Origin of the sequence: Hafnia alvei (assembly GCF_034424155.1) — a bacterium.
Classification (GTDB): Bacteria; Pseudomonadota; Gammaproteobacteria; order Enterobacterales; family Enterobacteriaceae; genus Hafnia; species Hafnia alvei.
This window is the reverse complement of sequence record NZ_CP139993.1, coordinates 42,888-56,595: the sequence shown is the minus strand read 5'-3', so window position 1 is coordinate 56,595 and position 13,708 is coordinate 42,888. Positions and strand designations below refer to the sequence as shown.

Below are 13,708 nucleotides of genomic sequence, written 5' to 3'. Positions count from 1 at the left end.
GAGAAAATCTTAAAAAAAAACGGGTAATGACTCCAACTTATTGATAGCGTTTTATGTTCAGATAATGCCCGATGACTTTGTCATGCAGCTCCACCGATTTTGAGAACGACAGCGACTTCCGTCCCAGCCGTGCCAGGTGCTGCCTCAGATTCAGGTTATGCCGCTCAATTCGCTGCGTATATCGCTTGCTGATTACGTGCAGCTTTCCCTTCAGGCGGGATTCATACAGCGGCCAGCCATCCGTCATCCATATCACCACGTCAAAGGGTGACAGCAGGCTCATAAGACGCCCCAGCGTCGCCATAGTGCGTTCACCGAATACGTGCGCAACAACCGTCTTCCGGAGCCTGTCATACGCGTAAAACAGCCAGCGCTGGCGCGATTTAGCCCCGACATAGCCCCACTGTTCGTCCATTTCCGCGTAGACGATGACGTCACTGCCCGGCTGTATGCGCGAGGTTACCGACTGCGGCCTGAGTTTTTTAAGTGACGTAAAATCGTGTTGAGGCCAACGCCCATAATGCGGGCAGTTGCCCGGCATCCAACGCCATTCATGGCCATATCAATGATTTTCTGGTGCGTACCGGGTTGAGAAGCGGTGTAAGTGAACTGCAGTTGCCATGTTTTACGGCAGTGAGAGCAGAGATAGCGCTGATGTCCGGCGGTGCTTTTGCCGTTACGCACCACCCCGTCAGTAGCTGAACAGGAGGGACAGCTGATAGAAACAGAAGCCACTGGAGCACCTCAAAAACACCATCATACACTAAATCAGTAAGTTGGCAGCATCACCGAATTCGGTATCGATGCGCTTAAGCTACTGGCGGACATTAATATCGCAAAATAAGGTTTCATCAAACGCACCGCCCTGACTACGGGTCCACGTAATGAAGTCATTCATGCCAGCAAGGTATTACAGCGTTAAAAGGAAAATTGATGCCTAAACGTCACCCGACAAAGCCTACGAAAGCAACGCTGTTTTGTTTCTCAACCACAGCAGAGAAACATCACAAGCTTGCCCTTTCCCTTGAGACTAAGGGGGCATGGCGCAGAGCAGCCAGACAATGGTTGGATTTGTTTGATTGTGTCAGCGAAGACCATGAACGAGAATATGCCGCCATGCGCCGAGAAAAATGCTTAATGGCCGCCGAAGAGTCAACTCGCCTTGCGCAAAGAGAGGCAAATAGGAAAGACAGTCTATGATTAGTTGTCTCTACGGCGTGAAATGAATACCGGCCAATGACAAGTGGATTAAGTGTCTGTCCGTGGCATAAATTTCAACACGGTAAAACCTTTCTCTTCAGGCAACAGATGTACTGAATTCATGTTCAAAAGACGCGTCTGCGTCAAGGTCTAGAGTTGGCTAAGAAATCAGAGAAGCTAAACGAAGTACGCTATCGACAGGGGCTGCGAGAATGATCTTGACCCGCCATCTCCGGACAGCTTTTGTATCTTAAGTTAACGATGCACGCTGCCGCCGGTATTCCCTCGGGGAGTGATATCCCAGCGCGCTGTGCGGGTGGTTTTCATTGTAATGCGTGAACGCTGCAGCAAGGTTTCGCAGTGCTGTTCTCACATCCGGTTTTGGCATGAACGCGATATAGTCTTCCTTCATCGTTTTCACGAACCGTTCGGCCATGCCATTACTCTGTGGGCTGCTCACCGCTGTTGTGCAAGGCTCCAGGTTCAGCTCTCTGGCGAACCTCTGCGTTTCATGCGCGGTATACGCTGAACCGTTATCCGTCAGCCACTGCACCGGTCTGTCGGGCAACCTGTCGCCGAAGCGCTTTTCTACCGACCTCAGCATCACATCCTGCACGGTCGAACTGTCATAGCCTCCCGTGCTTGCCGCCCAGTCTATGGCCTCTCTGTCACAGCAGTCCAGTGTGAACGTGACCCGCAGTTTTTCACCGTTGTCGCAGCCGAACTCGAAGCCGTCTGAGCACCAGCGCATATCGCTTTCCGCTACCGCGATTTTACCCTTATGCTCACGCTTCGGCCGCTCCGGTTTATCATGCAGTAACAACAGGTTATGTTCGCTCATTATCCTGTAAAGCCGTTTGGCATTTACCGGCGGCAGCCCTTCTGCGCGACGTCGCTTACGCAGGATGCCCCACACTCGTCGATAGCCGTAGCTGGGCATGTCGCTGATGATATCGAGAATGTCCGATAGTATTTCAGCGTCTGCTTCGTCATTACGCCGGTGACAGCGCCTGTCCTGCCAGTCGGCAGAACGCTTAACCCGCAGTGACAACTGCGCACGCGACACGCTCATGGCGCGGCTGACCTGTGCTATTCCCCGTCCTTTGGCAACAAGGGCGCGTGCGCTATCCATTTTCGCGACTGGCCGTACTCCACGGCTTCTTTCAGGATCTCAACTTCCATCGTCTTCTTGCCCAGCAGGCGCTGAAGCTCCCGGACCTGCTTCAGAGCAGCAGTAAGCTCAGAAGCAGGAACGACTTCCTCTCCGGCCGCAACGGCTGTGAGGCTACCTTCCTGATATTGCTTCTTCCACTTGAACAGCAGGCTGGGCTGGATACCATGCAGGCGGGCGACATGGGAGACATTCATGCCCGGCTCCATCGTCTGCTGGATAATGGCGATCTTCTCCTGAGGAGTTTTACGTTTACGGACTTCTTGCCCTAACAGGATCCCGGTCATCTCAAAATTGGCGTTAGTGTTAGACATATATTCAAGCCTATCTCTTATCTGGAGATACAGCTACTGTCTGGTGTTTCAGGGGGCTACATCACCACTACGATTACAGCACTACGTTTATACCCCTTTATATGGGGCCTTAAACCATCAAAATGTACCTTAACAATTCCCACCGCCTAAAATGTAATAAATTATTTCATAATATGACGACATTTCTCCTATGACCGAAATTTTACCGTTTATATCCGCTTTTGATAATTCGTGCTTTCTCTCTGAATATTAAGAATATTCTTTAATATTTGACTTAATCACTGATCGTCATAATCGATCAATTACCAAATAATTGATTGATTATACAGATGGTTATCATGTTATTGATCGCTTTTGCTGATCAATAACACTTGTGTTTTAATTAGTCACCTTCCGTGACTGACTAATTAATCATTGTCCCTGCTTATGAACTCCGCGTGAGTTCTCGAGCAACATTGCTTCTGTTTTCAGGCACGGTATTTATATCTTGGAGCCGAAAACCATGCATCCCTTAGTCCATTGCAATGTATCTCCTCCACTAGTCAGGTTGTTTACTGCTTCTCCCCTGTTTTCAACTGGTCTTATGGAACTGATACCTGAGGCCAAATGGGATATTGCCCCCTTACCTCATGATTTCAGCCATTATCGCGTGGAATACGCGGCATATTGCATTATCGCGCTGGTCGATTGCTCTCCGCTCGAAATAACGCGTAACCTTCAGTGGCTGCAAAGCGTCTCTCATCAGTTGCACTTTCCCGTCCTCCTTTTAGTTGATGAAGAGACGCCCATCATTCACCAACAAACCCTTGGGACGCATGCCGTCGTTCTTGTTACCAAAACAAGCCTGCACAGTATGCGTGAGTCAGTGTTGTCATGGATGAACGGGACGTTACAGCCTAGGAAAGGAAATGACACCGGTGTGTCTCTATGCGTGAAAGAGTGGACTGCTTTAAATCGCTATCTGTTAGTTCACGATATGCATGCGGTGGCCGCATGGATGAATATATCGACAAAAAACGCTTACTACTGGCGTAAACGCGCGCTCAAGAAATTGGGCTTTCAACACATCAACGATTTTGTCCGTTTTTATACACCACGTAATCCATTCCCCTCGTCATTAAAAATGCATCCGAATGCGGGCATACGCCTCATTTAGATTTCACCTAATCCACATCTAACACAACGATATAGAGAAATAATACAGTGAGCTCACACTCCATTAATCCACAACATAATAAGAAAATACTTAAGTGCCCGCGCAAGACGCAGGTGATAGCGTGGGTGAATATTATCACCCAAATAGCTTTCCCACTGGTAGGTGCCTTCACCCCGATGATGGCGGGTGCGGGTAGCGACCGACACTTTTTGGAAAGCACCGATAGCCATGCGCCAATGCCAACAAAGGTCTACACCCTCTCATCAGGAGAAAGCACTGAGTCAGTAGCAAAAAAATACAATATAGCGCTATCGGCACTGCGCCAATTAAATCAACTACGTACTTTTTCGCATGGTTTTGACCATCTACAACCGGGGGATGAACTCGACGTTCCTTATGCGCCGCTATCCACTATCACGTGGGATAAACAACATCGCCGTGCTGCTGACGCATCCGGCACGCCTAACGACGATGTACAAAATCAAAAACTGGCTGGGATGGCTTCACAAGCGGGCACATTTCTAAGCCAGAGTCCAAACGGCGACGCGGCGGCATCGATGGCTCGCGGGATGGCCTCCGGGGCGGCCAGTAGTGAAATTCAGCAGTGGCTAAGCCGGTTTGGTACAGCAAGAGTACAACTGGATACCAATAAGCACTTCTCCCTCAAAAACTCTCAGTTTGACCTGCTTGTCCCTTTGTATGAACAAAAGGACAGTCTTGTCTTCACCCAAGCCAGTCTGCACCGTACGGATGACCGCACCCAGTCAAACTTAGGGATGGGATATCGCTGGTTCACTGATACGTGGATGTTGGGAGGGAATACCTTTTTGGACTATGACCTTTCACGTGACCATGCTCGCATGGGGTTGGGACTGGAGTATTGGCGCGATTTCTTGAAGTTGGGTGTCAATGGATATCAACGTCTGACTAATTGGAAAAACTCGCCTGATGTTACCGATTATGAAGAACGGCCGGCTAATGGTTGGGATGTTCGTGCGCAGGCTTGGCTCCCAGCGCTACCGCAGTTGGGGGGGAAACTGACCTATGAACAATATTATGGCCAAGAAGTTGGGCTGTTTGGTAAAGACAATCGCCAACGAGACCCCCACGCCATAACGGCGGGAATAACCTACACCCCCGTGCCGTTAATCACACTCAGTGCCGAGCAAAGGCAGGGTAAATCGAGCGAGAATGACACTCGCTTTGGGGTTGACATGAATTACCAACTCGGTGTGCCGTGGCAACAGCAGGTTAACCCTGATGCCGTGGCGGCTATGCGCAGCTTAGCGGGTAGCCGTTATGACCTCGTCGAACGCAACAATAATATTGTTTTGGAATACCGTAAGAAAGAAGTGATCCGTCTCAAAACGGCAGATTTAGTCACAGGCTATGCCGGTGAGCAAAAATCACTTGGGGTCTCCGTGACAAGCAAATATGGGCTCGAGCATATCGACTGGTCAGCGTCAGCACTGATTGCTGCGGGAGGCAAAATCTTGCAGAACGGCAGTGGCTGGGCCGTTGTCATGCCGACATATCACTCCGGTGCGGGGGGCATTAACAGCTACACCGTGAGCGGTGTAGCCGTGGACAAAAAAGGGAATGTTTCTAGCCGGGCTGACACTCAGGTTACCGTCACCCAAGCGGCGATTGATACCACGACCAGTTCACTCTCCCCCTCTACCGCGACACTGCCTGCAGACGGGAGTTCGCAGCAAGAGCTTATCCTGAAGGTGAATGACAAAGAAGGACATCCTGTTGATATTGCTGAAAAAGAAATCAGCATTGATAAAACATCTAAACTTCGCGGGAGCAGCAATGCAACCGTGTCGACATTCACCCGACGTGCCGCGGGCGAATATGTGATGAAAGTTACAGCAGGAACCCTACCGGAAGCTTTCACGCTGACACCATCAGCCCGAAACGTCCATTTTGCATCGGCTAATGTAACGCTGACAGCAGACAACACTACCGCCCTCGTTGATGGCCTAGACGTGATTGAAAACAATGCTATTGCTGATGGTCAATCGCAGGATAAGTTCCGAGTGAGGGTTGTTGACGCACAAAATAACCCCGTACCCAGTCAGACCGTCATACTCAAAGCAGATAATGGTGCGACTGTGGCAGGAACGGCTATCACTGAGTCCGATGGTACTGTTATCGTTCCCGTGACCTCACAGCATGCCGGTGAAACAACCATGACGGCCAGTATTAACGACAAAGGAAATAAGACACTGAAGCTTTCATTCCGTCCTGACCAGAATACGGCGCGGATTGAGAAAAAGAATTTCAGTATTATTCCTGAAGTTTCACTGGCAGATGGTAAAACGCAAAAAACAGTGACAGCCCGCGTTACCGATGCGCAGGGAAATGCCGTACCAAACATCTTGGTCACACTTGATGCAGATAACGGTGCCGTACTTGCAGAAAAAACCGTTAAAACAGATATTCAGGGTATGGCCACCACCACCCTAACCAGCACCGTTGCCGGTCCTTCGCATGTGGCAGCCAGCGTTAATAGCCGGTCAGTCTCAAAAGAGACCACATTTACTGGCAATAACGCGACCGCCATTGTCACCTCTGTGGATACAACTGCGGCATCCGGTATTGCTGACGGCGCCACTGCGGTGACATTCAGAGCGCTTATCAAAGACCAGAATGGCAACCCGCTTTCCGGTATTCCGGTAGACTGGAAATCCAACAAGGACAGCAGCATCGTATCCTTTAAACGTTCACAAACCCTGACCTCTGAACAAGGGATAGCAGAAGCAGAAGTCACCAGTACGCGCGCCTACAGTGACGTAGTCGTGACCGCATCTACAAATGCGTCATCAAAATCAACCTCTCCGTTCACCTTTATTGCTGACAAGCAGAGTCCTGTTATTAAAACGCTGACCAGCAATAAACAGACGCTGACGGCTAATGGTACAGACACCGCAACACTCACCGTCAGCGTAACAGACACCCACGGCAATCCACTTTCTGGGGTGGAAGTGACGCTCAGCAACGGCAACAAAGCGGAGATTACCCCAGCACGTCCGGTAACCGATCCCGATGGTATCGCTTCCGCCTCACTGAGCACCCACTATGCGGGTCAGGTGATTGTTTCCGCCTCTCTTGGTAAAGACACTGAGAAATCATTGTCCCTACAGGCACTATCTGATGAGCAGACAGCCAATGTGACTGTCGTTCCAGATACAACATCGGCAACGGCAGGACAAATTCAGCCAGTCACACTGACGGCCACCGTGCTTGATGGGGATAATAATCCCGTTTCCGGAACGAGCGTGGCATGGCAAACCAATCACAACCAGTTGAGCGATACTGTCAGCCAGACCAATGAGAAAGGTCAAGCGACGGTCAAACTGTTGGGAACGCAGGCGACACTGACGACGGTCACGGCTGTACTTTATAATGGACACAAAGGTTCGACGCAGGTTGATTTTGGACCTGGGGAGCCAGTCGGCGAGCATAGTCAGCTTTCCGTTTCTCCGCAATCTATTACCGCAGACGGTCAGTCAAAAGCTTTAGCCTCACTTATTCTTCGGGATAAATGGGATAACCCAGTAGCAGGAAAGCGTATCGACTGGCAGGCAGACAGCCAATCAGGTATCCACTTTACACAAGTTGAAAAGGGAGAAGGCGTCTATCAGGCGGCAGTTACCGGAACGACCGAAGGAATATGGACACTGACGGCGAAAAGCGGTGCGGTTAACCTGCAGACGCCACTGGCTCTTTTAGCAAACCAAGATTCTGCGCAGATTGACAATGTGACAATATCCGGTGCTGACACGGCTAAGGCCGATGGACAGGAAACCGTGACTATCCGAGCACAAGTTAAGGATAAAAATGGCAATACAAAACTTAAAGGCGTTGCTGTAGGTTGGAATACCACTCTAGGCACGCTCCCCTCAAGCCTGAGCAGTACTGATGCGAACGGCGTGGCTGAAATTACGTTAAGTAGTCGCGCTGCGGGTACGGCGTGGGTGTCTGCTATGCTGGGTGGAGGTTCGCCTGTTAAGGCAAATAAAGCTATCAATTTCACAGCCGGCGATATCAGTGCAGATAAATCCTCACTCAGTCTCTCCCCTTCTCGCATTATTGCAGAAAAAGAAACGGCCACTCTCAGAGTCATTGCCCGAGATACTGAAGGCAACTTGCTGACCGGTCTCAAGGATAAGGTAAACGCGAATTTTGCGTCAGACCTGAAGATGAACGTATCCGCCTTCAAAGAGGTATCGACGGGCGTCTACGAGGCAACTGTATCAGGTAAAAAAGCAGGCACCACACAGGTCAGCGCGGATGTGAGCAATATCCGCATCAACCATACGGCTTCACTCACGCTCAGTGCCGATAATAATACAGCTAAAGTCAAAGGCAGCATTAGCGCGACACCGACGTCTGCCACAGTAGGTGATGTTGTAACCTATACAGCGGTACTGACCGATGCTAACGAAAATGCACTGGGGGCGGGTATCCCGGTCACTTGGAGCGCAAATGAAGGGAGTACGCTCAGTTCACAGGTGACACGTACAGATGACTCCGGCACTGCCCGCGTCACGCTAACTCGAGCGCTCGTAGGTACTGCCAAAATGGAACTCATTCTTCCGTCAGGCACTACTGCGGCGCCAGATGTCATATTCAGTGCCGGTGATGTGGATGAAAATCGCTCAGAACTGACACTTGCCCCTTCGGCCATTGTTGCCGGAAAAGAAACTGCAACGCTGACGCTGACGCTGCGAGACAGTAATGGCAATTACCTTGCTGGGAAAAGTGTCAGTGGTCACAGCGATAACCGGAATGTGAACATCAGCGAAAGTCAGGAGAACAGTAATGCGCCTGGCCGCTATACAATGACAGTGACCAGCGATAAGGCGGGCAGCGCCATACTGACGACTAAAGTGGGTGATATTACGCTGAGTAAGAGTCGGACACTGACGGTGAAAGGGGATACAGACAGCTGGACGTTATCGGCTGTCAGCCCTAATAAAACCACACTGGTTGCCGGTGATACTAAGGGAGTGACCTACAGTGCCACGGTAACTGACACTCAGGGGAACCCATTAACAAATGTGGTGGTTTCCTGGCAACTTCGTGGTCAGGCGGAAAGTTATGAGCCGACGTCGCGCACCGATGAAAACGGTGTCGCAACCACAACGGTGAAAAGCCACACTGCAGGCCAGCTCCAGATGACCGCCTATCTTGATAGCGATAACCATATGCAGGCAGACAACGTTGCCGTGGTCGCAGGAGAGATAAAGAATGCGGCCTTTGGTGCAGATAAAACCAGCATAGGCTCCGACGGTAAGGATACGGTAAAATTAACAGCCAGCCTTGAAGACAGCTACGGCAATCCGGTGACGGGGAAAACGGTGGCGATTAAGGGGGCGGATCTACTGGCGGGCTTTAAGCTCAGTCAGGTTCAGGACCAGCAGAATGGTCACTATGTAGCCACCGGTACTGCGACAACCAAAGGGTCGGTGACTCTTAATGCACAAGTTGACGGTAAAACGGTGGGGAACCTCGTTACGATCACTGTGGGCGCTATTACACCAGATTTACGGTTTGATAATGCTGAACAGCCAGTGACATGGACGAGAAGCTTCACTGCGTCTCAGGTGGTACGCGGTATGCCTGAAGGTGTAGAGCAAAAGTGGTCGAGTTCAAACACCGGTGTGGCCACTGTTGACGGGAGTGGGAAAGTCACCCTACTGAAAGCCGGTAGCGCAAGAATATCGGTCTATACGCCAGGGAATGAGCAATACAATCAGGCGATGGCGTCATACACACTGAATGTGTCTAAAGCGACCCCTGGGTTAAAAGCCGGAACAGGTGACCCTATTACTGCTGTATGGGCTGATGGTAAGGAACGGAATATCACCGCTACGTATACCAATAGCGATGTACAGAATGAGCTTACCGCTACGTATTCCACTAAAGATACATCGGTAGTTAGCGTAGACAATACCGGGAAGCTTACGGCAGTAAAACCGGGAACAACGACCGTTACGGTCAGTACCCCAGAAACAGATCAGTTTATTGCTGCCTCGGCGGATGTGGTATATGTACTTAACAAAGCGACCGCTGACGTGAGTTTCGACACATCCTTGATGAAAACTACGGATGAAGATGTTTTCACTCTTCAAGAACCGGTCACCACGTTGACGTCGCAGGCCGATATTAAATGGACGTCAAGTAATACAAATGTAGTAAATATATCCGGTTCAGGTACTGTTCAAGGAAATATAAGCAAGGGGCAAACCAGGCTGACGCTTACGGTGCTTGCTAATGACTATTACAATGCCAGTTCTGGGTATTACGATGTGATGGTGTATTCGAAGCCATCTATTAGTCTGGGCGATGTCTCTTACATCAGTAGAGGAAGTAAGGGCAGTTCCGGCACATGGACGCCAGTATTCACAGATGACACACTTACAGTGACCTGGAGTGCGGATACCTCAGATGAGTTCAGTAAGCCTGAGAGCGTGACCGTCTATCTTTTAGACAGTAATAATAATGTTCTTGCCAGCAAAGAGGAGCCGTCGCCATCTGGGAGTAAAACGACTACTGTTAATCCGAATGCTAATCTATGGGGAAAAACAGTACATGTAAGACTGGTTGCTAAGGGATATGGTAATCTTGAGAGTAGTAAATTATCTTCTGCTGTCATTGTAAAAAACTTAAACCCAAATCAAATATGGACTTCGCTTACCGTTCGTTCCCATGTCGAAACAGTGACATTAAGCGGAACCGATGATGCATGTAAAGAAAGTGCGTTCGGAAACGAGCACTGGAATAATGCCGTAGCGACAGGTGACAGTATAAACTTTAGTGGGAAGAAACTTATTTCTCCAATGTCTGTGAAAGCTAAGGTAAGCTCAACTCAAAATAGTAGCGACACATCAGGGCCTTTCCCTACTTCTTATAACACCGTTAGTTCAAATCAAAACATTCAGTTCGGTACAGTACAAATCGCAAGTAGTTGTTGGCGTGACCATACGGGTGGGTATCGCGTTGGCGTTGTTATTAATTATAGTGATAAAGAATTCACCTATTGGGCTTCAGAAAGCCATGGGTGGGGGGCAACGGGGACGGGATGTACGTGGATAGAGTCGATAGTTTTTGATTCAAAGTATGGACGGTCTACGCGACTCTAAAAAGCTTTAATATCAGAAAGTAAGGTGCTAATTAATCCTCGACATGAGTAACGCTTATTCATGTTGGGGATTGATTAGTATGACCATACTAATATGCCTATTCTATAGACGTAACAAATTCTAACAAGTGACCAAGGATTAAAAAGTTTGATCAGGGGTTATAAGTTAAAAAGTCTAGGTCCCAAAATTTATCTGTGTCGTGTGCTGGCGTTATTGCAGACTAGCCAACTGTTGCCTTGGAAGATCGAAACCCCATCCTTGTAATAATCAATACGGCCTTTGGCTGACGCTTACATGATGTCTATCATGAGTGTATATATCGGCGAAAGGATATATACTCATACTGCTAAGCACTACGCTTGAAGTAAACAATAAACAGCTTGTACACAAGAATGACGTATTCATTTCCACTTTCAAATGATGTAGAACCAACTTATAACTTTCTGCGAGTTTGACAGAACCCCCGTCTTTAACAAAAAATAACTTAATAAAATTTTAGTATTTTAGGCTTTTTTATGAGGCCTATGTTAATAGGCCTCGGAATCATTATTGTTTAGTGAAATGTAATGAAGTTTTTGCACCAAAAAAACCAGCAAAAGTACTGACTAGGGCACCGAGTAATAGCGCAAAGAATGAAGCAAGCGATATTTTAGCCGCCATTTCCGCAGCCCTATCGGCACTTTCACGTGCTTGTTTTTTCAACTCAGCATAATTTTTCTTAGCTTCATCAATTTTTTGCTCAGCATCTGTGAATCGTTGGTTAATAACTTCTGATGCTTTGTTTTTTGCTGAGATGATATTTGTTACCGCTTGATTGACTTCATCAGGAGTCAAATCTGAATTTTTACTGATAGCGCTAGTTAGAGACGTTCTATCTACATCTTTAGTCAAAGTGTTTACACGTATTTTTAGTTTGTTTTTCAACTGGTTGATGATTGTATCGTTATCTTTTGGTGAGACTACAATTTCATTAATCGCTTCAGTAATATCATCTTTAGCACCATTCATTTGTTCATCAATATACTCTGGTTGTAAAGACTCTATCCCACTTTTTTTAATCAAATCAGTCAAGTTTGATGTCATTCCCTGTTGTTTTAAATTTGTGTTGATATCGATATTATGAAATATCTCGCTACCTGATTTAGCAACACTAGAAACACCATTCCCGCCTCATCAAACGAAGCATGTAACAAAGCTTTTGGCGTATAGACCGCACTGGCCGTTGAAGAGGCTTTTCTGTAGTTTTTCCATTCTTGTGGCGATAATAAGTAATCCAGCCACCCCATCGCTTTTAGCGTTTCTACAAAATAGGTAAACCTGAATAACGCACTTTTGTCCGCTAGAGCACCTGATCTAGATCGGTAGATATATTCAACCTTGTTGTACAACTTAGCCCCATAGCCATATTTCTTTCCCTGGGTCATAAACCAGACGATATCGTTGGCCACTATCTTGGGAAACAGATGTCGTTTCAGCGCGGTGGCCAGCCACTGCATGATAAAGAGATGCTCTTGCAAGTCTGACGCTATCTTACCGGCACGGCGTGCCATTTTGACAGCAACTAACAGGCACCAACACATATGGGCTAACTCTTGGGAGGGATTTTTTTGATATAAAACGGTCAAAACGTATCTCCATACACAATAAGCGCGGATAATATCACACGCAGCATATCAGGCAAAAAATCCCGCGTTTTATAAGTGTGATATCATAGACATATCAATATTGAGAGTCTGTATCGATGAAGAAGAAAAACAGCACGCCTACGCCGCATGATGCGACCTTCCGCCAGTTCCTTACACAGCCGGAAATCGCACGGGATTTTATGGAGATCCATCTTCCGGCAGAGCTACGCGCAATATGCGACCTCAGTACGCTAAAGCTTGAATCAGGCTCCTTTGTTGAAGATGATCTTCGCCAGTATTTTAGTGACGTGCTCTACAGCGTAGAGACAGTTGAAGGAACGGGCTATGTGCATGTTTTAATCGAACATCAAAGCTCACCCGATATTCATATGGCCTTTCGCATGACCCGCTATGCCATTGCAGCTATGCAGCGCCACCTCGACGCAGGCCATAAGAAACTGCCGCTGGTGATACCGATACTATTCTATGTTGGCAAACGCAGCCCGTATCCTTATACGACACGCTGGCTCGATGAGTTTGACGACCCTGAACTGGCGGCAAACGTCTACGGCGGAGCCTATCCGCTGGTTGATGTCACTGTGATACCAGATGATGAAATCATGGGTCACCGCAGTATGGCCGCACTCACCCTGCTGCAAAAACACATTCATCAGCGCGATATCGCCACCCTGACGGACCGACTGGTGACGTTACTGATGGCAGATTATCTCTCTTCACCGCAGGTGATAGCGCTGATACACTATCTCGTACAAGCAGGCGAGTCCGCTGACTCTGAAGCTTTTATTCGCGAACTGGCACAGCGTGTGCCGCAACACGGAGACGCACTTATGACCATCGCACAACAACTTGAACAGAAAGGCATTGAGAAAGGTCGAATGGAAGGCCGCATGGAGGGCATCCAAATCGGCGAGGAAAAAGGTCGCTACGAAGGCAAGCTCGAGGGCAAACTCGAAGTTGCTCGTACCATGCTACAAAATGGTCTCGATCGCGGTACCGTGATGAAAATGACCGGTCTTACCGCTGACGAACTGGAACAAATCCGCCACTAATCAATGGCCGCGATGCCT

Annotated in this window: 8 protein-coding genes; 4 read left to right on the top strand and 4 right to left on the bottom strand. The window is 48.5% G+C overall.

Annotated features, from left to right (window positions below; all coding sequences use genetic code 11):
- Positions 1–37: 37 nt before the first annotated feature.
- A protein-coding gene (locus tag U0008_RS22060; protein ID WP_327058450.1) for an IS1-like element IS1A family transposase occupies positions 38–735 on the bottom strand; the annotation gives its coding sequence in 2 pieces (ribosomal slippage) (positions 38–486 and positions 486–735; 699 coding nt in all).
- A 198-nt stretch (positions 736–933) separates the two neighbouring features.
- On the opposite strand from U0008_RS22060, the gene U0008_RS22055 reads away from it, so the two are divergent.
- Positions 934–1,200, top strand: a complete 267-nt coding sequence (locus U0008_RS22055) for a PerC family transcriptional regulator (RefSeq protein WP_043495547.1) — start codon at positions 934–936, stop codon at positions 1,198–1,200.
- A gap of 250 nt (positions 1,201–1,450) precedes the next feature.
- Here the strand turns inward: U0008_RS22055 and U0008_RS22050 are convergent.
- Positions 1,451–2,658 (bottom strand): IS3 family transposase gene (locus tag U0008_RS22050; RefSeq protein WP_121626125.1). Its coding sequence is split into 2 segments (ribosomal slippage): positions 1,451–2,337 and positions 2,337–2,658, totalling 1,209 coding nucleotides; the frame shifts between segments, so codons are not numbered across the junction.
- Between the two features lie 610 nt (positions 2,659–3,268).
- Here U0008_RS22050 and U0008_RS22045 point away from each other — a divergent pair.
- Positions 3,269–3,841, top strand: a complete 573-nt coding sequence (locus tag U0008_RS22045; protein ID WP_043495542.1) for a hypothetical protein — start codon at positions 3,269–3,271, stop codon at positions 3,839–3,841.
- Positions 3,842–3,966: 125 nt separating this feature from the next.
- On the top strand, positions 3,967–10,995 hold the full coding sequence (locus U0008_RS22040) for an Ig-like domain-containing protein (RefSeq protein ID WP_319841429.1): 7,029 nt from the start codon (positions 3,967–3,969) through the stop codon (positions 10,993–10,995).
- A gap of 546 nt (positions 10,996–11,541) precedes the next feature.
- On the opposite strand, the gene U0008_RS22035 is transcribed toward U0008_RS22040, so the two are convergent.
- Together U0008_RS22035 and U0008_RS22030 are read right to left on the bottom strand one after the other, a co-directional pair.
- Positions 11,542–12,066 carry a hypothetical protein gene (locus U0008_RS22035; protein WP_131000221.1) on the bottom strand — a complete coding sequence of 175 codons (525 nt, stop codon included), beginning with the start codon at positions 12,064–12,066 and terminating at the stop codon, positions 11,542–11,544.
- Between the two features lie 23 nt (positions 12,067–12,089).
- Positions 12,090–12,620 (bottom strand): DUF2913 family protein, encoded by a 531-nt coding sequence (locus U0008_RS22030; protein WP_080723973.1) that lies wholly within the window; start codon positions 12,618–12,620, stop codon positions 12,090–12,092.
- Between the two features lie 116 nt (positions 12,621–12,736).
- Here U0008_RS22030 and U0008_RS22025 point away from each other — a divergent pair, with 116 nt between their 5' ends.
- The gene (locus U0008_RS22025; protein WP_043495540.1) at positions 12,737–13,690 is read left to right on the top strand and encodes an Rpn family recombination-promoting nuclease/putative transposase; all 954 of its coding nucleotides are present in this window, start codon (positions 12,737–12,739) and stop codon (positions 13,688–13,690) included.
- Positions 13,691–13,708: the final 18 nt, after the last annotated feature.

Bases quoted from the DNA above. Each gene is read 5' to 3' on its own strand.
- U0008_RS22045 (WP_043495542.1), top strand. From the start codon at position 3,269: ATGGAACTGATACCTGAGGCCAAATGGGATATTGCCCCCTTACCTCAT.
- U0008_RS22055 (WP_043495547.1), top strand. From the start codon at position 934: ATGCCTAAACGTCACCCGACAAAGCCTACGAAAGCAACGCTGTTTTGT.
- U0008_RS22025 (WP_043495540.1), top strand. From the start codon at position 12,737: ATGAAGAAGAAAAACAGCACGCCTACGCCGCATGATGCGACCTTCCGC.